This window comes from Streptomyces sp. NPDC003247, assembly GCF_042888135.1.
In the GTDB taxonomy this organism is placed as follows: Bacteria; Actinomycetota; Actinomycetes; order Streptomycetales; family Streptomycetaceae; genus Streptomyces.
This window is the reverse complement of record NZ_JBIAPF010000014.1, coordinates 55,764-80,326: the sequence shown is the minus strand read 5'-3', so window position 1 is coordinate 80,326 and position 24,563 is coordinate 55,764. Positions and strand designations below refer to the sequence as shown.

General features: G+C 74.4%; 15 protein-coding genes. 9 read left to right on the top strand and 6 right to left on the bottom strand.

The window, feature by feature from the left end; all coding sequences use genetic code 11:
* The first annotated feature begins 53 nt into the window (after nt 1–53).
* Both ACFYWQ_RS35805 and ACFYWQ_RS35800 read left to right on the top strand, forming a co-directional pair.
* Nucleotides 54–314: a hypothetical protein gene (locus ACFYWQ_RS35805; protein WP_389522520.1), complete on the top strand. Its 261-nt coding sequence runs from the start codon at nt 54–56 to the stop codon at nt 312–314.
* Between the two features lie 634 nt (nt 315–948).
* Nucleotides 949–3,240, top strand: coding sequence for a zinc-dependent metalloprotease (locus tag ACFYWQ_RS35800; protein ID WP_389522518.1), 2,292 nt, complete (start codon nt 949–951; stop codon nt 3,238–3,240).
* Between the two features lie 324 nt (nt 3,241–3,564).
* Here ACFYWQ_RS35800 and ACFYWQ_RS35795 read toward each other — a convergent pair whose 3' ends face one another.
* Nucleotides 3,565–4,809 carry a helix-turn-helix domain-containing protein gene (locus ACFYWQ_RS35795; RefSeq protein ID WP_389522516.1) on the bottom strand — a complete coding sequence of 415 codons (1,245 nt, stop codon included), beginning with the start codon at nt 4,807–4,809 and terminating at the stop codon, nt 3,565–3,567.
* A 375-nt stretch (nt 4,810–5,184) separates the two neighbouring features.
* On the opposite strand from ACFYWQ_RS35795, the gene ACFYWQ_RS35790 reads away from it, so the two are divergent.
* Nucleotides 5,185–6,615 carry a beta-N-acetylhexosaminidase gene (locus tag ACFYWQ_RS35790; protein WP_389522514.1) on the top strand — a complete coding sequence of 477 codons (1,431 nt, stop codon included), beginning with the start codon at nt 5,185–5,187 and terminating at the stop codon, nt 6,613–6,615.
* A 265-nt stretch (nt 6,616–6,880) separates the two neighbouring features.
* On the opposite strand, the gene ACFYWQ_RS35785 is transcribed toward ACFYWQ_RS35790, so the two are convergent.
* Genes ACFYWQ_RS35785 through ACFYWQ_RS35775 form a run of 3 tightly spaced genes read right to left on the bottom strand, consistent with a single transcriptional unit; the run spans nt 6,881 to nt 12,004 of the window.
* Nucleotides 6,881–7,639 (bottom strand): phytanoyl-CoA dioxygenase family protein, encoded by a 759-nt coding sequence (locus tag ACFYWQ_RS35785; RefSeq protein ID WP_389522513.1) that lies wholly within the window; start codon nt 7,637–7,639, stop codon nt 6,881–6,883.
* 58 nt (nt 7,640–7,697) lie between these two features.
* Complete coding sequence (locus ACFYWQ_RS35780; protein ID WP_389522511.1) at nt 7,698–8,876, bottom strand: cytochrome P450; 1,179 nt, start codon at nt 8,874–8,876, stop codon at nt 7,698–7,700.
* Entirely contained in the window at nt 8,873–12,004 is a 3,132-nt protein-coding gene (locus ACFYWQ_RS35775) for an amino acid adenylation domain-containing protein (RefSeq protein WP_389522510.1), read from the bottom strand. The genes ACFYWQ_RS35780 and ACFYWQ_RS35775 overlap by 4 nt, the downstream gene beginning before the upstream one ends.
* Nucleotides 12,005–12,132: 128 nt before the next feature.
* On the opposite strand from ACFYWQ_RS35775, the gene ACFYWQ_RS35770 reads away from it, so the two are divergent.
* The 6 genes from ACFYWQ_RS35770 to ACFYWQ_RS35745 all read left to right on the top strand — a co-directional run bounded on the left by ACFYWQ_RS35770 (nt 12,133) and on the right by ACFYWQ_RS35745 (nt 22,033).
* Nucleotides 12,133–15,468, top strand: coding sequence for a type I polyketide synthase (locus ACFYWQ_RS35770; RefSeq protein ID WP_389522508.1), 3,336 nt, complete (start codon nt 12,133–12,135; stop codon nt 15,466–15,468).
* A gap of 77 nt (nt 15,469–15,545) precedes the next feature.
* On the top strand, nt 15,546–17,573 hold the full coding sequence (locus ACFYWQ_RS35765) for a non-ribosomal peptide synthetase (RefSeq protein WP_389522506.1): 2,028 nt from the start codon (nt 15,546–15,548) through the stop codon (nt 17,571–17,573).
* The gene (locus ACFYWQ_RS35760; protein ID WP_389522504.1) at nt 17,570–18,319 is read left to right on the top strand and encodes a thioesterase II family protein; all 750 of its coding nucleotides are present in this window, start codon (nt 17,570–17,572) and stop codon (nt 18,317–18,319) included. Before ACFYWQ_RS35765 ends, ACFYWQ_RS35760 begins: the two co-directional genes overlap by 4 nt.
* A gap of 14 nt (nt 18,320–18,333) precedes the next feature.
* A complete protein-coding gene (locus ACFYWQ_RS35755) occupies nt 18,334–19,764 on the top strand; it encodes an aspartate aminotransferase family protein (RefSeq protein WP_389522502.1) in 1,431 nt (476 codons plus the stop codon).
* On the top strand, nt 19,761–21,080 hold the full coding sequence (locus ACFYWQ_RS35750; protein ID WP_389522501.1) for a thymidine phosphorylase: 1,320 nt from the start codon (nt 19,761–19,763) through the stop codon (nt 21,078–21,080). The genes ACFYWQ_RS35755 and ACFYWQ_RS35750 overlap by 4 nt, the downstream gene beginning before the upstream one ends.
* A 47-nt stretch (nt 21,081–21,127) precedes the next feature.
* Nucleotides 21,128–22,033: a TauD/TfdA family dioxygenase gene (locus ACFYWQ_RS35745; protein ID WP_389522500.1), complete on the top strand. Its 906-nt coding sequence runs from the start codon at nt 21,128–21,130 to the stop codon at nt 22,031–22,033.
* Between the two features lie 116 nt (nt 22,034–22,149).
* Here the strand turns inward: ACFYWQ_RS35745 and ACFYWQ_RS35740 are convergent, their stop codons facing one another.
* Nucleotides 22,150–23,430, bottom strand: a complete 1,281-nt coding sequence (locus ACFYWQ_RS35740) for a hypothetical protein (protein ID WP_389522498.1) — start codon at nt 23,428–23,430, stop codon at nt 22,150–22,152.
* A partial coding sequence (locus ACFYWQ_RS35735; protein WP_389522497.1) for an AMP-binding protein occupies nt 23,427–24,563 on the bottom strand: 1,137 nt, incomplete at its 5' end. The genes ACFYWQ_RS35735 and ACFYWQ_RS35740, both read right to left, overlap by 4 nt.

Here is a 24,563-nt window from a genome sequence, read left to right as displayed (position 1 = left end):
GCGGGCGACGTCCTGAAAAGCGCCGGGCCGACCGCGCAGTCGTCGCCGAGGGGGTGATCCGTGGGTCGGTGCTGCTGGCCGCGGGCGGCTTCGCGACCCATCCCGCGGTCAACGCCCGCGTCTTCGGCACCCTCGGCCCCACCCGCCCCCTCGGCGGCGCGCTCGACATCGCCGCCTTCAACGTCGACGTCACCCTCGCCCCCTACATCTCCGGCCTGGTCATCGACCACGGCCGGGCCTGGCAGCCATCGGCTACGTGGGTACGGCCTTCGCGCTCGCCGCGATCGCGTCCACTCTGCGGGACCGCGGCCTGACGCGCCGCGCCGCGGACGCCAAGGCCCCGGAGACCGGGGCCGGCCGCATGCCCGCCGGTCTCTGACGGCCCCCGGCTCCCTGTCCACCTGCCCGCCACGACGGCCACCTGCCCCGCCACGACGGCCACCTGCCCGCCACGACGGCCGCGGTCCGCTTCACGGGCCGGGCCGGTTCGGTGCCTCCTGGACGTCCCGCTCAGGTCATCGGCCGCCGCGGCGGGCTCCGTCGAACTCGTCCCGCCACACCCGCAGCACCTCGTGTGGCGGGGTGTAGGGACGCAGGCCGGCGAAGCGGCCGTCCAACCGGCGCTTCCTCGCCGGTGGTTGCGTCCCCACCCCCGAAACGGCCCCGCCGTCGAGACGGCGTCCGCCGCCTGCCGTCCGTCGTCCGCCGACGCCCGATCACAGGGCCGGCGGGCGCGCTCCCGCCGCCGCCCCGCACGGCCTCGATCCCGGCCCGGTGACCGAGGCCGATGCGGGACCCGTCCCGGCCGTGCTACCGGCAGGGAGTCCGCACGTGGATATGCGTGAATACGCGCGGGGGCTGCGCGCCCCTCTCCCCGCCCCTCGTACGTCCGCGCACGAGAAGACCCGCGCACGAGAAGACCCGCGCACGAGAAGAAAGGCATCGACCATGATCGACCTCCTGCCTGATCCCGCCGGAGAACGGCTCCTGATCGGTGTACGCCGTTTCGACGCGCCGTTCCTGCTGGTCGCCGCTCTCGGCACCGGGATCGGCACCAGCCGCCTGCTTCCCGACCGCGCCCGCCCGGGCAAGATGCGGGTCGCCTCCTTTCGGCGCGTCGGGCCGCGTGTCCTGCTCGTCCAGCACAACAAGCACCACCTCGCCCACGGGGACGCCGCCGCCCGCCGGGCCGGCGAGGAGTCCTTCGCGGTGTCGGTGCTGTGGAGCGCCCCGGTCCTGCGCGAGGAGGACGGCGCGGCCGTCGTCGACGCCGGCACCCTGACCGTCGCGGACCACCAGGACCTCATCACCCACCTGAGGGAGAGCGGGCAGGGCGAGCACACGCTCGACCAGGACCACAGCGTGCCGCTCGTCGACCAGAGCTTCTCCCGCGAGGGACGCACCCGGCTCTCCGCCCTGCTCACCCTGCGCGGCCCCGGCACCGGCGCCGCCCTGCGCGAGGTCGTGCCCGACGCGCGCTCCGTGAGCCTCGTGCAGCACCTGCACGTCCTGCCCCTGCCCGAACCGGCCCTGCCCGCGCGCCGGTACCACCCGGGCTCCGGCGCCTACGGCATCGGCCACGCCGACCACGCCCGCCTCGCCGACGGCGATTCCCCCACGGTGCGGCTACAGCCCCGGTTCCGTCTGGAACCGCTCGACCCCTCGGCACCCGTCACCCCCGTGCGCCGGCCCGTCGTCTTCCTCGTGGACCCCGCGATACCCGAGCCCCTGCGCTCGGCCGTCGTCGAGGGCGGCAACTGGTGGCGGGCGGGATTCGACAGCGCGGGGTTCACCGACGCCTTCCGCGTCGAAGTCGCCGCCGAGGACGTCGACCTGCACGACCCGGCCGTCAACGCCGTGTGGTGGGTGCACCGCGCCGGCCGGGGCTGGTCTTTGGGCGCGGGCCTGACCGATCCGCGCACCGGCGAGATCGTCGTCGGCCGGGTCAGGCTCGGCTCCCAGCGGGTGGAGCAGGTGCGCGCGCTGGGTGAGGCCCTGCTGACGCCGTACGGACGTCCCGACCAGGTCGAACGCCTCGCCGCCGTCGAGGAGTTGGTCCTCGCGCGGCTCCGCCAGCTGGCCGCCCACGAGATCGGTCACGCGCTGGGGTTCATGCACAACTACGCCAGCACCCACCACCCGAAGCCGTCCGTGATGGACTATCCGCACGCCCGCCTCGACCTCACCGAGGACGGCGAGATCGACGTGTCCGGTGCGTACGCGGAGGGACTCGGCCCCTGGGACCACTTCCTCGTCACCCACGCCTACGGCTGCTTCCCGGGCCGTGACGAGGAGACCGCGCTGGCCGAACTCCGGCGCTCGGCCGCCGAAACCGGCCTGGTCCACATCACCGACGAGGACGGGCACGGCCCGTACGCCGCCCACGCCGACGCCGTGCCGTGGGTCACCGGTGGTGACGCGCTCGACGCGCTCGACCGCATCCTGAAGGTGCGGCGGGCCGCGCTCGCCGGGTTCACCACCGGCGCGGTGCCGCCGGACCGGCAGAGCGGCGAACTCCAGGAGCGGGCCGCGCTCCTGCACCTGTTGCACCGGCACGAGACGCAGGCCGTGGCACGGCTGCTGGGCGGGGTGCGCTACGGCTACACCTGGGCCGGTGACCCGGACGTGGGCACCCGGCCCGTGGCGGCGGCGGCCCAGCGCGCGGCGCTCGCCCGCCTCGCGTCCCTGCTGCGCACCGAGGAACTCGCCCTGCCATCGGCCGTGCTGGACGTCCTCACCCCGCCCGCCGTCCGCCACGAGCCGACCGACCAGTACCTCGTCGGCAGGGCCGGACGGATCTTCGACCCGCTCGCGGCGGTCGCGGCGGCGGTGTCCGTGGTGGCCGAGCCGCTGTTCGAACCCACGCGGCTCAACCGGCTGGCCTGGCAGCACTCCGTCGACCCGGAGGTGCCCGGGGTCACCGACGTCCTGGAGGCGGTGTTCGCGGCGACCTGGCTCAGGGACGACCCCGTGGACGCGGGGACCACCGGCGCGGACGCGGTGGCACACACCGCGGGCTGGACGGTGCTGCACCACCTGTTCGCGATCCTCGCCGGAGGTGTCCCGCACGCCGCGGTCGACGCCGCCGTCCGGCACGCACTGCGGTCCCTGGCGGAGACCCTGCGCGGCGGGGACGCCCAGCGGCGGGAAGCGGCGCACACCATCACCTCCCGGCTCTCCGAGCCGCTCCCGGCCGCCACGACGGTTCTGCTCCCCGTGCCGCCCGGTGCCCCCAACTGACGGGAGCCGGCCGTCCGCGACCGGCCGCCGCCCGCAGCGCCGTCATCGCAGCGTGAGGTGTCTTCTCCGGCAGGAGGGGTGGCCGATCGTGTTCTCGCCGACAGCGGGCCACACGAGGGAGGTGGGGTTCCGAGTCGGCCGCGGGCGGTGGTGGCGCGTGGGAACAGGCACGGCGGTTCGGCGGGAAGCGCCGGGGCACCGAGGCGCTGCGCGTCCTTCACGCCGGGGTGAGGACCGTCGCGGACCGGCTGGACGCGGGGCGCCTCGCCCGTCGGCCGGGCCGGTGCCGCGGGCGGGACGCCGGTGGTCGGCGCGCCTTGCCGGTCACACGCCGCCCTGGTCGCTCAGGCATTCGGCGAGAATGCGCCAGGTCTCGGCCGCGAGGTCGAGACTGGCGCTCACCTGGGCCTGCTGTGCCAGTGCGCGGAGCCCGGCGGCGCCTTCGCCCGGCCGCCCCTCGTGGAAGAGCAGCCGGTTGTGCAGTATGGCCAGACGGGTCCGGTCACGGAAGGACAGCAGTACCTGGTCGTCGACCAGGCTGTCGTGCAGGGCACGGGCATCGGCGGTCCGGCCCTCGTGGAAGGCGAGATGCGCACGCAGAGCCTGTAGTTCCTGGCGCTGCTGGGGAGCGCCGATCAGGTGGACCGCGGGTGTCGCCTCGTCCAGCCAGGCCGCCGCGGCCTCGGTCTCCGCCGGCTCCAGCTGGAGGCCGAGTGAGGCGGCGGCGAGTCGCAGACGCACCCACAGGACGAGATCCTCACGGCTGTCCAGTCGTTCGAGGGCCTGCGCGAGGAGGCTTCGTGCCTCTGCGGGGTCCCCCTGACGGACACGGAGTGTGGCGGCGGTCCACAGCGCCTTGACGGGCAGGGGGCCCGTCTCGTCCGAGACCATGGCCAGCAACTCGTCCGCATGCGCCTCGGCATCCGCCAAGCGACCGCTCTCGACCTCCGCGGACACCAGGACCAGCAGGGTCCCCGCGGTGTCCGCGACGGTCAGTCCATGGGCCCGGGCGATCGTCAGCGCCTCCGCCGCCAGCAGCCGGGACTCCTCGTTGTCGCCCAGTGCGCGCAGACATCGCGCCAGCCGGGTGCGGGCCCGCACCCGGAGTTCGGGCAGCGCCAGGCGGTCGCTGAGGCCGGTGGCCTGCCGCAGATAGCCGCGCTCCGCTTCGTGGTCCCCCGCCTTCCTCTTGAAGTCGGCGAGCATCCACTGCGCCTGCCAGTCCAGGAACGGGTTCTTGCCCTCGTCGGCGGCAACGTGCTCTTCGAGCAGTTCCAGGTCGTGTGCCTGCCCGGAGGCCGCCGCGGCGAGCGCGCACGCCAGCGAGACGGGCTCCGTCCGCGGGCCCTCCGTCTTCGTCGAGCCCGGCTCCGACTCCGCGAAGGCGTCCAGGGGGACGTCGAGCCGCTCGGCGAGGTAGGCGACCGCCTTCTCGGTCGGCGGGCGGGCACCGGACTCCAGGCGCGACAGATAGGGCGTGGACATGCCGTTGCCCGCGAGGGCGGTCTGCGTCATCCCGCTCGCCACACGCATTGCCTTGAGCTTTTGCCCGAACTGTGGCTGATTCATGATGCCCATACCTGCGGAGATTGCCAGATGGGTCAACCCAGAGCAAGTCAGAACCGCACGGGTCGGTGCCTTTGCCCGGTACCGGACCTCGACAGGCCGGACCATGATGTTGCCACATTGTGGCAATTCCGTGGCAAGTCGGCTGGTTCGATTGTCAACTGCTGGGACGCGAGCCTACGTTCCCTGTCACGGCCAAGATCCCCGACAGAGACGGGAAAACGCTTTGCGGAAGCAGTCTCAGACCGGCGAGCCTCTTGAGAACTTATCCGACGACGAGATCGACTGGCCCTACGAGGGCCCGGGACCACGGTCGGCGGGCATGCCACCGCCGCCGGTGGCTCACGTCCGCACCGGCCGTGCGGTACGGGCCGCCCGGTGAGTGTCGCCTCCCTCGTCCCACGGCCGCAGACGCTGCGCGTCCTCGGCGGGCATCTGCACCTCACCGCCCAGACCGGCGTCCGCGGCCCGGCCGCGGTCGCCGGTCTGGCCCGTGAACTGCTGGGCCTGTCCGGACCCGGACACGAGATCGACCTGGCCCTCGTCGACGATCCCGGGCTGGGGGCCGAGGGGTACCGGCTGACGGTCACCGACGACGGGGTGCGGGTACGGGCCGCCCGGGCGGCCGGACTCCGCTGGGCGGTGCAGTCGCTCCGCCAGCTGCGGGAGGGCGATCGCCTGCCGTTCGTGGAGATCGAGGACCGGCCGGCGTACGGCTGGCGCGGTTCACTGCTCGACGTCGCCCGGTGGTGCCACCCCCTCCCGTTCCTGCGCCGGTACGTGGAGCTCCTCGCTCTCTACAAGCTCAACACCCTGCACCTGCACCTCACCGACGACCAGGGCTGGCGCTTCGAGGTGCTGAAGTACCCGCGCCTGACCGAGGTCGGCGCCTTCCGCGCGGGATCCACCGCGGGCCACCTCTCCGAGGGCCGGGCCGACGACGTCCCGCACGGCGGTTTCTACACCCAGCGGGAACTGCGCGAGCTGGTCGACCACGCGGCCCGTCTGGGGGTGCGGATCATGCCGGAGATCGACACCCCGGGGCACGTCCAGGCCGCGATCGCGGCCTACCCCTGGCTCGGCAACACCCCGTCGCGGCCCGTGCCCGTCCGGCGTGAATGGGGCATCTCCCGCCACATCCTCAACGTCTCCGACCGTACGGTCGGCTTCGTCGAGGACGTGCTGGACGAACTGGTCGACGTCTTCCCCTTCACCTATGTGCACATCGGGGGCGACGAGGTCCCCTTGGACGAATGGGCGGCCAGCCCGCGGGCGCACCGGCGGGTCGCCGACGAAGGCCTCCGGGGGCCGGAGCAGTTGCTCGGCTGGTGGTCCCGCCGGCTGGCGCGGCACCTGGAACGGCACGGTCGGCGGGCCGCCGTCTGGGACGAGGTCGTACAGAGCGGGGTGCCGCACGGCACGGCCGTCTTCGGCTGGCGCTCGGTGGCCCAGGTGGAAGGAGCCGTGCGGGCCGGACACCGGGTGGTGGCCGCCCCGTACGAGCACACCTACCTGGACTGGGCGGAGACCGGGGGCCCGCGGGAACCGCTGGCCATCGACAGCGGGCTGACGCTCTCCCGGGTGTACGGATACCGGCCGCCGAGCACGGTCCTCGGTGTCCAGGGCCAGGTGTGGAGCGAGTACCTGCCGACACCGGAGCTGGTCGAGTGGCGGGCCTTCCCGCGGCTCGCCGCCATCGCCGAGATCGGCTGGTCGTCCGGCGAGCGGGACTTCGCCGACTTCCGGCGCCGGCTGACCGCGCAGCTCCCGCTGCTGGACCGGCTGGGAGTCGGCTACCGCCCGCTGTGAGCCTTCCGGCGCGACCCGGCCGCCCCTCCCCGCGCGACCCGGCTGCCCCTCCCCGCGCGACCCGGCCGCCCCTCCCCGCGCGACCCGGCCGTCCCTCCCGGGGCGGCCGGGCCCGCCGTGTGCCACGGCCCCTTCCGGCCGCGCTCGGACAGCGCGCAGCCGGCCGGCGGCCCGGTGCCGCGGGAGCCGCGCCCGCGACGCCGGGCCGGTGACGGACGCCGGCCGTCGTGCCCCCGACGCCCACCGCGGCGGGGGCGTACGCGGTTCAGGCCTGTCGGCTCGGCTCCGGTGCCAGGCCGAGCAGGGCCAGACTGCCGGGCGCGAGGCCCTCCTTGACGGCCTGCGGCAACTCGTGCCAGTTGTAGAAGGTGGGTTCGCCGGCGGCGGCGAACGATCCGTGGATGCAGCGCCGCGCCGTGTCCTCACGGTTGGTGCTGCCGCCGTGGATGAGGTGCGAGTTGAAGACCACGACCGCCCCGCGCGGGGCGACCACGGTCCGTTCGTCCGGGTGGATCAGCTTCGGGTCCTCCAGCCTGGCCAGGAACCGCTCGTCCTCCAGATGGCTGCCCGGGATGACGCGGGTGCCGTTCCGCTCGGTGAAGGGGTCCAGGCACCAGATGGTGTTGCACCAGCGGAACGGCTTCCCCCGCCGCCGCTTCAGGTCGTGCAGCGGCTGGTTGCCGTGACCCGGGTCCGCCCGGCGGCCGTTGATCAGCGAGAGGCGGATGTCCGCGCCCAGCACGGCGCGGACCCCGGCCAGGACGGCCGGCTCCGTCAGCACCCTCTCGAACAGGGTCGAATGCCGTAGCAGATTGTCGGTGAAACGGACGCCGGCCTCCTCGACGTACTTGTGTTCGGCGCCCCGTTCCCTCTCCCAGATGTCGTCCGTCTCCTTGCTCAGCAGGTCGCACTCCTCCGTTGACAGGACGTCGGGCAGGACGAGGTAACCGTCCCTGTCGAGGGTGCGGCGCTGCTCCTCCGTCAGCTCTCCCGGTACGGGACGGGGGGTGTCCGCGTCGGCCATGAATCCTCCGTGGGTGTCGGCGGCCCGGGCGGGCCGGGCATGGGCGGGGCGCAGGGGCTCAGGCGAGGAGGCGTATCGGGAGGTGCTCCGGGCCGTTGACCGCGATCGAGCGCACCGGAACGTACGGACCGCACTGCTCGAATCCGCGCACGGTGTCCAGGAGCTCCGTGAACAGGACCCGCATCTGGGCACGGGCCATGACGTTGCCGATGCAGACGTGCTCGCCGGTGCCCAGCGCGAGGTGCCTGTTGGGACGGCGGGCGATGTCGAAGCGGTCGGCGTGGGGGAAGACCGCCTCGTCCCGGTTGGCGGACGGCACCCAGAGCACCACCCGGTCACCCGCCTCGATCCGCCGGCCGCCCAGGTCGCGGGCAGCGGTCGCCGTACGCATGCTGTGCGTGGCGCTGGACGTCCACCGCAGCACCTCCTCGACCGCGGTCGGCAGCAGCCGCCGGTCGTCCCGCAGGCGCTGCCACTGGTCCGGGTGTTCGAGGAAGGCGAGAAAGCCGCCGGCGATGGACAGCCGGGCGTTCTCCGAGGCTCCCACCAGGTTCTCGCAGTTGAGCAGGACCTCCTCCGCGGTGAGCGGCTCGCCGTCGACCGACCCGTGGACCAGGGCGCTCACCAGGTCGTCGGCCGGCTCCGCCGTACGGAGGTCCATCAGGTCGAGGAAGTACAGCATCGTCTCGTGGTGGGCGACGAGCGAGGTACCCGCCTCGAACGCCTCGTTGGTCCACCGGAAGAGATCCTCCCGGTCCCCTTCCGGTACGCCCATCAGGCCGGCGATGAGATGGAGCGTCAGCCGCGCGGAGATGTCGTGCACGGCGTCGCTCTCACCGCGTTCGATCGCCCGGGCGAGGACCGCGCGCACCGCCCGCCGTACGGCCTCCTCCCACTGACGGGCCGAGCGCTCGCTGAACCACCGCGCGACCAGGCGGCGAAGCTGCTGGTGACGGGGCGGGTCGGTCAGCGCGAGCGTCAGCCCTCCGCCGGGATCGGCGCCCTGGGCGGTCGGACGCAGCAGGACACCGTGCGCGGAACTGAACGCCCGCGGATCGCGGTACACGGTGCTGACGTCCTCGTACCGGGTCAGCGACCAGAAGCCGGGCAGGTCGTCGGGCGCGTGCCAGTGCACCGGCTCGTGCTCGCGCATCCAGCGCCACAGGGCGTGCGGATCGCCGCCCGCGTGCAGCTCGGGATCGGTGAGACGGGCGGGGGAGACGGGGGAAACCGTCACGGGCGGACTCCTGACGGGGTGGTGTACAGGCAGTGGGTGAAGTGCTTCACGTACTCCTGGGCGGCGGCCTCCGGGACGGCCTCCGGCCGGTAGGAGACGACCAGCCGCATCCCTCCGTGCTCGTCGGGCCACAGCTCCGTGTGGAGTTCGAGGGGCAGGTCCAGGTAGGGAAGGCGCAGGAAGGCGGTGCGCAGCCCGGGCAGGTCGAGCCGGGGTTCGGCGTTGTCCTGGAGCGCGAAGAGCGTCTGGAACAGCGGGGGACGTCCCCTGCGACGCGGCCCGGCCAGCCGCAGCAGATCGTCGATCGGCACGTCCTGGGCGGCCAGGGCCCGCCGGCCGGCGGCCGCGGAGGCCCTCGCCCCCGCGAGGCCGCCGTCGAGGGCGGCACCCCGCATCCGGACGGGAACCATGGTGATCCGGCACCCCACGGACCGGGTCAGCAGATCGTGGTCGCGCTGCGCCACCGGGACCCCCACCGCGAAGTCACGCTGCCCGGTGACCGCCCCCAGACTGCTCGCGCAGTACCCCAGCAGGACACCGAACCGGGTGGCACCCGCCCGCGCGGCCAGTGAGTCCACCGCCGTGACGACGCCCGGCGGTACCGTCACCATCAGCTCGCGCGGGGCGGCGGACGCGGCCTCCGTAGGCCCGGACGGCCAGTGGAGCTCGGGCACGCCCGCCATTTCGGAGCGCACGGCCGCGTACTGACCCGCCTGATCGGTGTGCGCGAGGCGTTCGCGGTGGGCCCGGTGGACGGCCCGCAGCGTGGGGGGCGGATCCTCGGGCGGGGAGACCCCGAGCGCGTGACGGTAGGCGATGCCCAAGGACCGGGCGAGGACGGACTCGGACCAGCCGTCGAAGGCGATGTGGTGCACCACGCACCCGAACACCGTCACCGACGCGTCCGCCACCGGCACCAGCGCCGTCCGCCACACCCGCCCCTCGGTCGGCTCCAGCGGGACCGACAGCTCCTCGCGCACCGCGCGGACGGCGTCCGCCACGGAGGGCCGCGCGCCGAGCACGACCGGAGAGGGAGCAGGTGCCCCGGCCGGCCGGGCCCTGGGGTGCGGATCCGGAAGATAGGCGGCGGCGAGCGCCTGGTGCGCACGGTGCACGGCGGCGACGGCCGACCCCAGGGCGGCCCGGTCGAGTTCTCCCTCGATCGTCCAGGTGAGCAGGGAGTGCGAGGTCCGGTCGGCCGGCTGCACCAGGTGCCGCGTCAGGTACACCAGTTGCATGGGCGTCAGCGGTACGTCCTCGGACGCGGGGTCCTCCGGGGCGGGCCCGGGGTGCGCCGTGCCGGCGAGCCACTCGGCGAGCGAGGCGACCGTCGGACGGGCGTACAGCCGGGAGACCGGGACCGGACGGCCGAGCCGCGCGGCGAGCCGGGCGCACACCCGGCCGGCCCCCAGCGAGTCACCGCCCAGTTCCGTGAAGGGCACCTGTTCCGGGACGTCCGCCCGGCCGAGCACGGAGCGGAAGGCATCGGCCACCAGGCGCCGCAGCGGGTCGGCGGACCGTGGCCCGTTCCGGTGCGGCGCGTCGCCCCCGCCCGTCCCGGCCTCGTCACCGGCGAGGGGCACGGGAGCGCGGGCGGGCGGGGCCAGGGCGAGCAGGGCGCGTTCGTCGAGCTTGCCGCGGGCGGTCACGGGAAACGCGTCGACGCTCACCACCGCGGCGGGCCGCTGATAGCCGACGAGGCCGGAGCGCAGTACGGCCGGGGCGGCCGCGAGCGGGTCGCCGGTGGCGGCCGGCACGCAGAACGCCACGAGTTCCCGTGTGGTGCCGGTGGCGTCCGGCCGGGCCAGCACCCGGCAGTCCCGCACCTCCGGCAGCAGCCGCTGCACCTGCTGTTCCACTTCGGCGGGTTCGACCCGGTGACCGTGGATCTTGATCTGGCGGTCGGCCCGGCCGCGGAAGCGCAGCAGCCCGTCCGTCCCCCAGAACCCGAGGTCGCCGGTGCGGTAGACGCGGGTCGTCCGGCCGTCGATCCGCACGTCGGCGAACTTCGCCCCGGTGAGAGCCGGGTCCCCCAGGTACCCCAGGGCCAGCCCGGGGCCCGCCACGCAGATCTCGCCGGTCTCGCCCGGTGGGCAGGGCCGGTCCCCGGCCAGCACGTGGACCTCCGTGCCGGGTGCCGGACGGCCGAGGGGGATGCCGTCGGGGGCCCGGCAGTCCGCCCGGGTGACGCGGTGCGTGGTGGCGAAGACGGCGCTCTCCACGGGGCCGTAGCCGTTGAGGAGTCCGACCGTGGGGTGCCGTTCCAGGAAGCGGCCGACATGACCGGGGGAGAGGCGCTCACCGCCGGTCATGACCTGGCCGAGTCCGGTGAACGCGTCCAGGTCCTCCTCCACGATCATGTTGAAGAGGCTGCTCGTGAGCCAGACCGTGTCCACGCCGTGCCGGACCACGGCACCGCGCAGGGACTCCGCGGACAGATAGGGCTCGTCCACGACGACCGACGTCCCGCCGCTGAGCAGCACGGACCACAGCTCCAGGGAGAAGGCGTCCCAGGACACGGGAGCGGCGAGCGGCATCACCGTGGCGGCGGTGAACCGGGCGGAGCCGTCCGCGGGGAAGAGGCGGGCCGTCGCCCGGTGGGGGGAGAGGACCGCCTTGGGCGTGCCGGTGGTGCCGGAGGTGAAGAAGACGCAGGCCGGCTCGGAGCCGGCCACGCTCACGGGCCGGAAGCCGGTCCGCCGGGCGACCGGCCCGGTCGGAGGCGACCAGAGGGGCAGTCCGTGCCGGTGGTCGGCGGGGTCCGCGCTCACGAGCAGCGGGGCGTCCAGCGCCCGGAACATCTCGTGGAGCCGGGCGTCGGGCCAGGACCGGTCCAGGAGGGCGTACGCGGCGCCCGACTTGAGGATCGCGAGCACCGCGGTGACCAGCTCGGGGCTCCTGGGCAGCAGGACGGGAACCAACCGGGACCGGGTGACCCCGGCCGCGGTGAGCCGTGCGGCCCAGGCGTCGGCCGTGCGGTCCAGCTCACCGTAGGTCGTCCGGCCCCCGTCCGTGACGAGGGCGACCGCTCCGGGGTGCAGGGCCGCTCTGCGGGCGACCGTCTCGTGGAGGCCCTCACCGGGGTCCGGGGCCGTGTTCTCCCGGATCGCGCTCGGGTTCGCTCGCACGCCATTTCCCCTCTCCTCGGCGCGGCACCGGGATGGCAACTCGTTGGCAATTATTGCCAAGAGGTTGGCACATGCCACATGGGTCTGGCAACATGCCGGAGGAAGCAGCGTCTGACGCAAGGGGTGAGATGGCCCGCGACCGTTCCCTGGACATCGCCGTGACCGGCATCGCCGCCCGGTTCCCCGGCGTACCGGACCTCTCCGAGTGGTGGTCGGCCGTGCGCGAGGGCCGGGTGCTCACCCGCCGGTACGAGCGCGACGAACTCCTCGCGGCCGGGGTGCCCGAGAAGCTGCTCGACGACCCGGACTACGTACCCGTCCACGGCCACCTCGCGGACGCCGACCGCTTCGACCACACGCTGTTCCGGGTCAGCCCGCGCGAGGCCGAGATGACGGACCCCCAGCACCGGCTGATGCTGGAGGCGGCCTGGACCGCCCTGGAGGACGCGGGGACCGACCCCTCGGGCGGCACCCCGAGGACCGGTGTGTACGCCACCGCGAGCCCCAGCGGCTACCTGCGCGCCATGCTCGCGGGCGGCGCCCTCGACGACCTGACCCTCGAGGACGCGCTGCACGGCACGGAACCCGACTTCGTCGCGGGCCTCATCGCGTACCGACTCGGCCTGCGCGGTCCGGCGCTGGCCGTCCGGACCGCCTGCTCCTCCTCCCTGGTGGCCGTCCACCTGGCCGTGCAGGGACTGCTCGACGGTGACTGCGAGCAGGCCGTGGTCGTCGGTGCCGGAGTGCCCTTCCCCCAGGCGGGGCGGCTGCACGTACCGGGCGGCATCCACTCGGCCACCGGCCGGTGCCGCCCTTTCGACGCGAGCGCCGACGGCGTGGTCGCCGGCTCCGGTGTGGTCGCGGTGGTGCTCCGCCCGCTGGCCGACGCCCTGGCCGACGGATCCGATCCCCACGGGGTGATCCTCGGCACGGCGATCAACAACGACGCCTCGGCGAAGGCGGGCTTCTACGCTCCGTCGGCCGCGGGGCAGGAGGCCGTGATCCGGGCGGCGCTGCGCACGGCGGACGTGGACGCCGCCTCGATCGGCTACCTGGAGGCGCACGCGACCGGGACGAGGGTCGGCGACCCCATCGAGTGGTCCGCGGCGTCCGCCGCCCTCGGGGGCCTCGGAGCACGGCCCGGCCAGGTGGCGGTGGGGGCCCTCAAGGCCAACGTCGGCCACCTGGACAACGCTGCGGGCGTCGCCGCCCTGGTCAAGGCCCTGATGGTGCTGAAGGAGGGGGTGGTGCCTCCCGTGGCGGGCTTCGAACGGCTCAACCCCCTGCTGGAGACGGACGGTTCACCGCTCTTCGTGCCCGCCGCGGAGGCGCCCTGGACGGGACCCGACCCCAGGCGTGCCGGGGTGAGCGCGTTCGGGATCGGCGGCACCAACGCCCATGTGATCGTCGAACAGGCGCCGAAGCCCCGGCCCGCCCGGCCCGTCCGGCCGGCCGGGGACCGGCTCGTCCTGCTCTCGGCCGCCGACCCCGGGGCCCTGACCCGGTCGGCCGACCGCCTGCGGCGCCATCTGACGCACCTGTCCCCCGACCTCACCGACGTGTCCGCCACGCTCGCCGCGGGACGGGCCGCCCTGCCCGAACGCCTCGCCGTGACCGGCCGCACGTCCGCAGAGGTCGCGGACCGGCTCGCCACGAGCCGCGACCCGGTCCGCGGACGCCGTCCCGACTCCGGGCCCGCACCCGTCGTCCTGCTCTTCCCGGGACAGGGATCCCAGTACCCGGGCATGGCCCTGCCCCTCGCCGACGCGCTGCCCGGCTTCGCCGCGGCGCTGGACGCCTGCCTCGCCGCCTACGAGCCGGCACTCGCCGACCGCCTGCGCCCGGCACTGCTCGAACACCGCCCGCCCGCGGGAGAGTCCGGGCTCACGCCGACGGAGTGGGCGCAGCCGGCGCTCTTCGCCGTCGGATACGCGGCGGCCACCGCCCTGCGCGAACTGGGCGTCACCCCCGCCGCGCTGGTGGGGCACAGCCTGGGTGAGCTCACCGCGGCCTGCGTCGCCGGAGTGCTCGACCTGCCCGACGCCGCCCGGATCGTCACCGCACGAGGACGGGCCATGCAGGGGTGCCCACCGGGTGCCATGCTCGGACTGGGCTGCGACGAGACGGCGGCCCGGGACCTGGTGGCGGCGTTCGGGGGCGGGCTGGAGGTCGCGGCCGTCAACGGCCCCGGCAGCACCGTGGTGGCCGGACCGCCCCGGGCCGTGCGGGACTTCCGTACCTGGCTCGCGGACCGCGTCCACACCCGGCCGCTGCGGACCGACAGGGCGTTCCACTCGTCCCTCGTCGAGCCCGCCCTGGAACCGCTGGCCGCCGCTTTCTCGCACGTCCGGCTGCACCGGCCGGTCCTGCCCTTCGCCTCGAACACCACCGGGCGCCTGGTGGGAGCCGACGAGGCCGTCGAGGCGGACCACTTCGTCGAACAGGCCCGCCGACCGGTGCGGTTCGCCGACTGCCTGGCCGCGACGGCGGACCACCACCCGGACGCCGTGGTCGTCGAGGTCGGGCCGCGGCGCGCGCTGTCGGCCCTGGCCGAGGCCGCGGGCCTGCACACCGTCCCGCTGTCCCCGGCCCGCACCGCCCGCCCGGCGGAAGAGGTCCTGCGGTCCCTGGGCACGCTCTGGACCCTCGGGCAGCCCGTCGACGTCGCGCGACTGTGCGCGGGCGGACAGCGGCTGCACCTGCCCGGCTACCCCTTCGCGGGCCGCAGGTGGCTCGCCCCCGAAGCGGCCCCGCGCACCGCCGCGCCGCCCCTTCCCGCACCGCCGCGCCCGTCGGGGGCACCGGCCCCGACGGATCCGATCCGCACGGCCGGTGGGGGAGCCCTCTCCGTGGATCCGATCCGCACGGCCGGTGGGGGAGCCCTCTCCGCGGATCCGATCCGCACGGCCGGTGGGGGAGCCCTCTCCGCGGATCCGATCCGCACGGCCGGTGGGGGAGCCCTCTCCGCGGATCCGATCCGTACGGCCGGTGGGGGAGCCCTCTCCGCGGATCCGATCCGCACGGCCGGTGGGGGAGCCCTCTCCGCGGATCCGATCCGTACGGCCGGTGAGGGAGCCCCTTCCACGAACCTGATCCGTACGGCCGGTGAAGGAGCACCTTCCGCGGAACCGATCCGCAGAGGTGGCGGAGACACCTCGTGGACGGATCCGTTCCCCGAGCCCACCGCACCACCCCCCGCCCCCGACCCCGCCGTCCGGCTCGCCGCCCTGTGGTCCGAGTTGCTCGGCCACGGCGATCCGGACGCGGAGGCGGACTTCTTCCAACTGGGCGGTGACTCGCTGCTGATCACCCGTCTGGTGCGGAGGATCAACCAGGAGTTCGGGATCCAGGCCCCGATCCGCGCCATGCTGAGCGGCCGCACCCTGGCCCGGCAGACCGCGCTCGTCCGCGACCTGATCGGACGACGGCCGGGTCCGTCGACGGACCCCGCGCCCCCGCTCTGACACGTCCTCGCCCGCACCCCGCCGACATCCGCCATGGGCCGAAGGACCGCACTGGCGAACAACGGGAGGAACCGCTGATGCTGCTGCCGGACCGGAACGAAGCACCGCCGCAGCCGGAGACCGCCGACCACGAGACGCCGACCGAACCATCACCCGGAAGCCGGGGCGGGCCCGTGACGGACGCCGAGGCACCGGTGCACCGGCTGGTCGCCCGGATCGCCCGCTCCCGGCCGCGCAGCATCGCCGTGCACAGCGCCGGCCGGGCGATCAGCTACCAGGACCTGCTCGCCTGGTCCGCCCGGATCGCCTCCCGGCTCACCGAGGCGGGCGCGGGGCGCGGCAGCCGGGTCGGACTGATCGCCGAGCCCTCCGCCGCGGCCGTGGCCGCCGTGCTCGGCGTCCTGGCGGCGGGCGCGGCCTACGTCCCCGTCGACCCGGCCCACCCCGAACGGCGGATCGCCGAGGTGCTGGCCGACGCCGGCGTCACCGCCGTCGTCGTCACCGCCGCCACCCGCGACAAGGCCGCCGGCCTGGGGCTGCCGCTCCTGCGGGCCGACGAGGCCGAGCCACCGCCCGGCACCCGGGATCCGGCCGGTACGCCACCGGCCGTCCCCACGACCGCGGACGACCCCGCGTACCTGATCTACACGTCGGGAAGCACCGGCGAGCCCAAGGGAGTCCTGGTGGAACACGGCCAACTGGCCGCCTCCACCAGCGCGAGGCGCACCGTCTACCCGGGCTCCCCGGTCTTCCTGCTCGTGTCACCGCTCGCCTTCGACTCCTCCGTGGCCGGACTGTGGGGCACCCTGACCACCGGCGGCCGACTCGTCGTGGCCACGACCGACGAGGTCCGTGACCCGGAGCGACTGGTCGCGCTGATCGAACGCCACCGGGTGACCACGCTCCTGTGCGTGCCCTCCCTCTACGGCGTCCTGCTCGACGCCGCCGAGCGCGCCGGAACACGACGGCTGCGCTCCCTCGACACCGTGATCACCGCGGGCGAGCCCCTCTCCGAACCCCTGGTGCACCGTCACTTCGCCCTGCACCGGCAGCAGGTGGCCCTGGTCAACGAGTACGGGCCTACCGAGGCGACCGTATGGGCCAGCTACCACCGCTTCGACGGCCCCGGCCCGGTGTCCATCGGCCGGCCCGTCCCGGGCGCCCGGCTCTACGTGCTCGACGAACTGCGCCGGCCGGTCCCGCCGGGCGTCCAGGGTGAGCTGTACATCGCCGGTCCGGGGGTGGCCCGAGGCTACTTCGGGCGTCCCGACGCCACGGCACGGGCCTTCTTCGACGACCCCTTCGCCGGAGCGGACGGCGGCCGGATGTACGCCACCGGTGACCTCGTCCGGTGGAACGCCGGGGACACGCTCGACTTCCTCGGCCGCCGCGACCACCAGCTGAAGATCCGCGGCCACCGGGTGGAACTCGGCGCCGTCGAGGCCGTCCTGCGCTCCGCTCCGGAAGTACGGGACGCGGTGGTGGTGGCGGACGACGAGCACACCCGGCTGACGGCCTTCGTCGCCGCACCCCGCGGCACCGACGCCGTCGCCCTGCGCGCGCGAGTGGCGGACCGTCTGCCGACGGTCATGGTGCCGGGCAGCGTCCAGGTGCTCGACGGCCTGCCGCTCACCGTCAACGGCAAGGCCGACCGGGAACGGCTGCGGAAACTGGCGGCCACGCTCACCCCCGGACCCTCCGCGCCCGCCCGCCCGGCACCCGCGCCGGCCGTCGTGGGGCGGCCGTCGGACGCGGACCTCACGGCGCAGGTGGCCGCCGCGTGGGCCGAGGTCCTGAAGGTGGACGAGGCTCCGCCCGCCGACGTCAACTTCTTCGACGCGGGCGGCCAGTCGCTCACCATGTTCCAGCTCCAGGACGCCCTGGAACGGCACACGGGAGTACGGCCCTCCGTGGTCGCCCTCTTCCGGCACACCACGGTGTCCGCGCAGGCCGAAGTGATCCGCGCCGCACGGGAACGGCCCCAGGACGCCCGCTCCGGTGACCGGTCCCGGGACGCCGCCCCCGCCGACGGCCCGGCCGCCCGCCGTGCCCGGTCGGCACGGTCGCGGCGGTCCGCGGACACCGACGGGAGCGGCCCGCGGTGACCGGGATCCAGGAGACCTGGCTGCGCTGCGCGGATCCGCGCCCGGCGGCCGGGCGACGGCTCGTGTGCTTCCCGCACGCCGGCGGGTCCGCCGCCTTCTACCGTGACTGGGGCCGGCACCTGCCCGACCTGGAGGTCCACGCGGTCTCCTACCCCGGACGGGCCGAGCGCATCGAGGAGGAACCCCGCACCGACCTGCGGCGGCTCGCCCGTGACATCGCCGACGCCCTGGAGCCGCTGGCCGACCGGCCGCTCCTCCTCTTCGGGCACAGCATGGGCGCCGTGGTGGCGCTGGAGACGGCCAGGGAGCTCCAGGCCCGGGGCGTCGCCCCCGCACACCTCTATGCCTCCGGCTCCCGCGACGCCCCCCTCCCGGAGCCCGAGGAGGACGACGACGCCGACGAGGACGAGGAATCCCTCACCGCGCGCCTCCTGCACCTCGGGGGCACCGACCCCGAACTGGCGCACGATCCCCTCTTCCGGGAACTGGTGCTGCCCTACCTCCGCGCGGACGGACAGATGTTCCGGTCCCACGCCCGCTCCTTCCGGCCCCTGCCGCGACTGGACTGCCCCGTGACCTCGATCGTCGGCGACGCCGATCCGGACGCCGACCGCCGGCCGTGGAGCGAGCTGACCACCGGCACCTTCCGGGAACGGATCGTCCCGGGCGGGGACCACTTCTACCTGATTTCCGATCCCCCCTACGCCCTCCTGCTGCGGGACTCCCGCGACCGGCCGACGAGTTGACGGAGGCACACCCCATGACGACGGACAGTCCGACACAGCACCGCCACGGCACCGGCACCCCGGCACAGCACCGCCACGGCACCGGCACCCCGGCACAGCACCACCACCGCACCGGCACTCCGGCACAGCACCGCCACGGCACCGGCGTCCCGGAGACGGCGGCGGAGCGGGAGCGGATCCGGGAGCGCGACCGGCGCCACGTCTGGCACCCCTGGTCACCCCTCGCGGCCGACCGCTCCGAACTGACCCTCGTGCACGGCGACGGCTACCGCGTACGCGACCTCCACGGCAAGGAGTACATCGACGCCACCTCGCTCAACACCACGACCGGATACCGGCATCCCCACGTCGAGCAAGCCATCCACCGCCAGCTCGACCGGCTCCACCAGTTCGACCTGTCGATCGCCAGCCACGAACCGGTCGGCCTCCTCGCCGAGCGGCTCTCCTCGTACCTGCCCGACGCCTTCGCGAAGACGCTCTTCGTCAACAGCGGCTCCGAAGGACTGGAGGCCGCCCTCACGATCGCCGCGGGCTACTGGGAGAACACCGGCCGGCCGCGGAAACGGGTCGTCAGCTTCCGCCGCGGCTACCACGGCTCGACCCTGGCCAACCGCACCCTGTCCGGACTGCCGCGGATCACCCACGGCTTCGCCGCCCCGCTGCCGGTCACCCACGTCGACCTCCCGCTCCCGCCGCGCGAACTCCACCGGCCCCACGCCCTCGCCCCCCTGCTCGAAGCCTTCGAACGGGCCATCGGCGACGACCCGGACGACCCGCCCATGGCCGTGCTGGTCGAACCCTTCCTGAACGTCGGCGGCGGCATCGTCCTGCCGCCCGGTTTCCTGCGGGCGCTGCGTGAGGTGTGCGACACCGCCGGAACCCTGCTGATCCTGGACGAGGTCTTCACCGGCTTCGGCCGGACCGGCCGCGTCTTCGCCTTCCAGCACGAGGACGCGCCCCCGGACGTCCTCGTCACGAGCAAGGGGCTGAGCGGCGGTTCGGTCCCCATCGCAGCCGTCACCGTCCACCAGCGCGTCCACGACACCTTCGCCCTCGACCCGGTCATCGGCGGGGTCCGCTACGGCCACACCACCTCCGGCCACCCGGTGGCCTGCGCCGCGGCCCTGGCCACCCTGGACGTCCTGGAGAAGGAGCAGCTCGCCGAACGCGCCGAGCGCCACGGAGCCGTCCTGCGCGACCGGCTCACCCCGCTGATCGGCGTCGGCGAGGTGACCGACGTACGGGGAACGGGGCTCGTCCTGGTGGTGGAGACGTCCTCGCCGGAGGCCGCCACGCGGCTGGTCCTGCGCGCCAGGGAGAACGGCCTGCTGCTCCGTCAGCCCGGCGAGGCCTTCATGGCCGTGCCGCCGCTGACCATCGACGACCAGGGCATCGACGAACTCGCCGGCCGACTGGAGCGCACCGTGACCGAGGCCGCCGCATGACCTGGGCCGGCGCCTCCGCCCGGGTTCTCGACTCCATCACCCGCAAGCGCGCCGGGCAGGCGCTCGACCCCGGGCAGATAGAAGGCGTCGTCGCCGACCACGTCGCCGGACGGATCCCGGACTACCAGATGGCGGCCTGGCTGGCCACGGTCGCCTGCCGGGACCTCGACCTGGAGGAGACGGTCGCGCTGACCCGCGCCTTCGTGGCGGGCGGAAAGCGCCTGGGGCTCGGCGGGCCGGGCCGGACCGTGCTGGACAAGCACAGCACCGGAGGTGTCGGGGACAAGGTGACCCTGGTCGTCGTCCCCCTGGTGGCCGCCTGCGGCGTCGCCGTCGCCAAGATGAGCGGGCGGGGACTCGGACACGCCGGCGGCACCCTCGACAAGCTCGAGTCCGTCGACGGGCTGCGGCTCGACCTCGGCGCCGCCGAGGTGCGCTCCCTGCTGGACGAGGTCGGCATGGTCATCACCGGCCAGAGCGAGGAACTGGCCCCGGGCGACCGGGCGGTGTACGGCCTGCGCGACGCCACGGCCACGGTGGGCAGCATCCCGCTGATCGCCGCCAGCATCATCAGCAAGAAAGTCGCCGTCGGCGCCCACGGGCTGCTGCTGGACGTGAAGACCGGCACCGGAGCGCTGCTCCCCGACCACGCGTCGAGCGTGCGACTGGCGGCGCTCATGGCGGAACTCGCCAGGGCCTTCGGCCTGCGCTGCCGTGCCGTGCTCACCGACATGAGCCAGCCCCTCGGCCATGCGGTCGGCAACGCCCTGGAGGTCAGGGAAGCACTCGCGGCGCTGCGGGGCGAGCAGGTGCCGGGCCTGTCGGAGCTGAGCCGTGCGCTGGCCCGGCTGATGCTGCAGAACGCGGAGCCGGAGCTCACCGACGACGCGGCCGACCGGCGCGTCGCGCACGCCCTCGACAGCGGAGCCGCACACGAACTGTTCCTGCGCTGGGCCGGCGCCCAGGGAGCGGACGTCCGGGTGCTGCGGGAGCCCGGCCTGCTGCCCACGGCCCCGCGGCGGGCCGTCGTCAGCGCGGACCGGTCGGGCTGGGTCGCCGCCGTGGAACCGGTCGTCATCGGCACGGCGGCCCTCCGCGTCGGCGCCGGACGGCTGGTGCGGGGTGCCGCCCTGGACCACGCCGCCGGAGTGGTCCTGCGGCGGCGGGTCGGCGACCCGGTCCGGGCCGGCGACCCACTGGCCGAGATCCACTACACCGACGCCGACCCGGCCGTCGCCGTCGCTCTGACCGGATCCGCCTTCACCATCGCGGCGGAGCCTCCCGCCCCCCGGCCCCTGATCCACGACGTCCTGTGAAACCGCCCGAGTCGCGCGGCCGCTGCCGCAGCAAGGAGCCCCGTCCCATGTCCGGACCTGTCGACGCCGACCTGTTGCTGACCGCCGCCAAGTCGGTGACCACCACCTTCGAGGACCTCCCCGGCGATCCCGTCCACGTGCGCACGGCGTCGGTCGTCGATGCCCGGGAAACGGCCGGGGCGGTCGAGCGCTACGAGCGGCACGGCTTCGCGATCGTCCAGGTGGACGACGAACCCGTCACCCCGCACGCGCTGCTCCGGCTCACGCGCTCGTTCGACCTGGGCGAGCCCTTCGTCCCCGATCTCTACCGGCGCGGCGGCAAGACACCCGCACCGGTGTCGCGGATCTCCGCCGCCGCCAACGTCGGCACCGCCGACGCCGACCACCCGTCCTTCGGACGGACCGTCGGCCAGGAACTGCACTGCGACGGCACGCTCCAGCCCCTCGGTCACATCAAGGCGTCACTGCTGCTGTGCGAGTTCCCGGCGGCTCGTGGCGGGCACACCACGCTGTTCAACGCCTCCGCCGCGTTCGCCCGGCTCGCCGCCGACGACACCGCGGCCGCACGCGCCCTGGCCGTGCCCGGGGTGCTGGTCCGGCAGGCGAACATCAACGGTGCCACCGACGTCAACGCCCAGCCGGCCTTCGCCGTCCAGGACGGCCGGCTGGTCGCCGGCTACTCCGTCACCGCCACCGACCGCTGGGCGGTCCCCGACGAGGTGGTGGAGGAGGACCTGCTGCGCGGGGTGCGGTTCCTGCGCGACGCCGCGCGACCGGGCAGCCCGTATTTCACGCAGCTCACGCTGGACGCGGGCCAGGGCATCGTCTTCGACAACACCCGGATCTCGCACGGCCGCACCCCCTACGAGGACTCGCCCGGCCGGCAACGCTGCCTGTACCGGAGCCTGCACCTGCGACACCCCCGGGTCCGGTCCGGTGTCCCGGCACGGTGACCGTGCCTGGCCGGTGGCGGTCGTCCTCGTGACCACGAGGACGACCGCCGTCCAGGTCCCGGGCGCCGCCCGCCACCTCGTCCGTCATGCGGACCCGCCGCTCGGGACGGCGGGTCTCAGACGTCCGCGGTGAAGTGCGCCAGCCGTGCCGATAGCACGTCCAGGAAGCCGTGCACCCCGCCGGTGTCGAACCGGCCGGGGTCGAACTGGCACTCGAGGTGGCAGGTGCCGTCGTCCGCCACGCTGACGATCAGCTGGAACGTCCCCACGAGGCTGTTGAAGCCCCGCTCCGACAGGGCCAGGGATTCCCGGGGCACCGTCCACGGCACGAAGTTGACCAGCACCTGTGCCGGACGGCTCGCGATGGCCTTCGCGTCGGCCTGTCCGCTCACCGCCAGGATGTAGTCCCACGGCGTCGGCTGGTGCGGAAGCGTCTGGAGCCAGGCCGACTTCGTGGCCGCGAGCGCGTGCCGCGGTTCGCCGAGCGAGGGGTGGCGCACCCGCACGGGCGTGTTCTCGGCGAAGTACCCCTGGGTGTCGAGGTAGCCGGGCGCCCGCCCGCTCGTGTTGACCCGTACGGTCACGTCGTCGTCGCCCGTCACGAGCCCGGCGGCCGACACCGCACCGGCCAGGAAGAGCAGGAACGGCGAGGACTTGAGCCGGCCGGCCGCGGCCCGCAGTCGCGCGATGTCCGGAAGGTCCCGCCGGATGCAGTGCACGTAGCCGCTGAGGGGGCCGTCCGGGTCGGGGCAGAACGGGAAGACCGTGGCGCGGTCCGGGGGAGTGCCGTCGAGGTAGCGCAGCCAGAACTCGCGCGCTGTCGTCGGTACCCCGGCGGCGTCGAACGGGAACTGCCGGTGCTGCTCGGCGACCCAGTCCGAGTGCCGGCCGTACTGGGCTCCGATCCGGTCGGTGCCGAGGCCGAGCAGTTCGTCGCGCAGCAGCCGGGTGCTGCGGGCGTCGCTGATCAGGTGGTCGAAGACGGCGCAGACCTGCCGGACCGGCCGGCCCGCCGGATCCGGCAGCTCGATGACCGCCAGCTCCCACAGGGGGCCGTCCGCGCGGTCGAAGCGATGGTGCCGCATCCGGGTGCCGACCTCCGCCAGTTCCTCGGCCGAGCCGACGCCGAGATGGCGGACCGGCAGGTCGACGCCGGGCGCGTAGTGGGCGCGGCCCCCGTCGGCGGGGGAGATCTCGGTGATCCTCAGGGCCTCCTCACGCAGGACCAGCGTCCGGAGCCGGCTGAGCAATCGGTCCGTCGTCACGTCGTCGGGCAGGACGAAGGACGTCCTGCAGTTCGGAACCCGTTCGTTGCGCTCCACGTCGCGCCGCAGTCGTCCCGCCTGTTGCCAGGACAGTTCACCGTGCGTGCTCCGGGTGGCGGCGTAGGCCGTCACTGCACCTCCTCGCGTGGGACAGCGGTATCGGGGGCGGCCCTGCGCCGGGACTCGGCCGCCGCCAGGACGCGGCGCCGGTCCACCTTCCCGTTGGGCAGCAGGGGCAGGGGGTCGAAGATCATCACCGTGTTCGGCATGGCCGTGCCGAGCCTGCGGCGCAGCCGACGGGTGAAGTCAGGTACGGAGAACGCCGCGCCGGCCTCGACGGCCAGCACCACGTCGCCGCTGGTCTCGACGTCCACCTGGACGCAGCAGGCCTGCCGCACGTCCGGGTCGTCGAGGGCGTCGGCGGCGATCCGGGACAGGTCGACCAGCACCCCCAGGCGTTTGACCGTCCCGTCGAGCCGGCCCTCGACGTAGAGTCGGCCCCGCTCGTCGAGCCGCCCGCGGTCCTGGGTGCGGAACGTGGTGACGCCGTCCCGCCGGGTGAGCCCCTGTGCGCCGGCGTCCTCCGGGGTGTCGGGGAGATAGCCGAGCGCGCCGTCCGGTGTCTCGATGGTGAGCCGGAACGTCCCCTCGGCGGCGCCGTCACGCGGATCCGGCGGGCCGTCCGTCAGCCGGACGCCGGGCAGTCCGCGGCCGACCGGCTGGAGCCCGGGCTCCGGACTCTCGGCCACCAGGTGCCAGAACGTGGCGAGGGTGGTCTCCGAGGGGCCGTAGAGGTTCACCACCCGGGTCTTCGGCGCGACCGCGCGCCAGGTCTCCACGTGCCGGGAGTGGAGGGGTTCCCCGGCGAACAGCGTCCAGCGCAGATCGGGCAGGCGGGCCCGCCCGGAGGCGGCCAGCCAGCGGGAGCTCAGGCTGGGGACGAGGTGGACCGCGGAAACCCGCTCGTCCGCGAGCCAGGGCAGCACCGCGGACGGATCGGACCGTATCCCGGCCCCGGCCACACAGAGCACCCCGCCGACCACCAGCGGCAGCAGCATCTCGCGCAGGACCACGTCGAACGAGGGGGAAGTGAGCTGCGCGACCCGCAGATCGGCGGGGCCCAGCCCCAGCAGTGCCGCCTCCCAGTCCAGGAAGTGCGCGACGCCGGCCGCGTTGCCGATGATGCCCTTGGGCGTGCCCTGGGTTCCGGAGGAGAAGGTGAGGTATCCGGCGCCGGGCAGCACCAGGGGACCGTCCTGGACGGC

Bases quoted from the DNA above. Each gene is read 5' to 3' on its own strand.
- ACFYWQ_RS35750 (WP_389522501.1), top strand. From the start codon at position 19,761: ATGACCTGGGCCGGCGCCTCCGCCCGGGTTCTCGACTCCATCACCCGC.
- ACFYWQ_RS35765 (WP_389522506.1), top strand. From the start codon at position 15,546: ATGCTGCTGCCGGACCGGAACGAAGCACCGCCGCAGCCGGAGACCGCC.
- ACFYWQ_RS35800 (WP_389522518.1), top strand. From the start codon at position 949: ATGATCGACCTCCTGCCTGATCCCGCCGGAGAACGGCTCCTGATCGGT.
- ACFYWQ_RS35785 (WP_389522513.1), bottom strand. From the start codon at position 7,639: ATGGCCGACGCGGACACCCCCCGTCCCGTACCGGGAGAGCTGACGGAG.
- ACFYWQ_RS35770 (WP_389522508.1), top strand. From the start codon at position 12,133: ATGGCCCGCGACCGTTCCCTGGACATCGCCGTGACCGGCATCGCCGCC.
- ACFYWQ_RS35745 (WP_389522500.1), top strand. From the start codon at position 21,128: ATGTCCGGACCTGTCGACGCCGACCTGTTGCTGACCGCCGCCAAGTCG.
- ACFYWQ_RS35795 (WP_389522516.1), bottom strand. From the start codon at position 4,809: ATGAATCAGCCACAGTTCGGGCAAAAGCTCAAGGCAATGCGTGTGGCG.
- ACFYWQ_RS35755 (WP_389522502.1), top strand. From the start codon at position 18,334: ATGACGACGGACAGTCCGACACAGCACCGCCACGGCACCGGCACCCCG.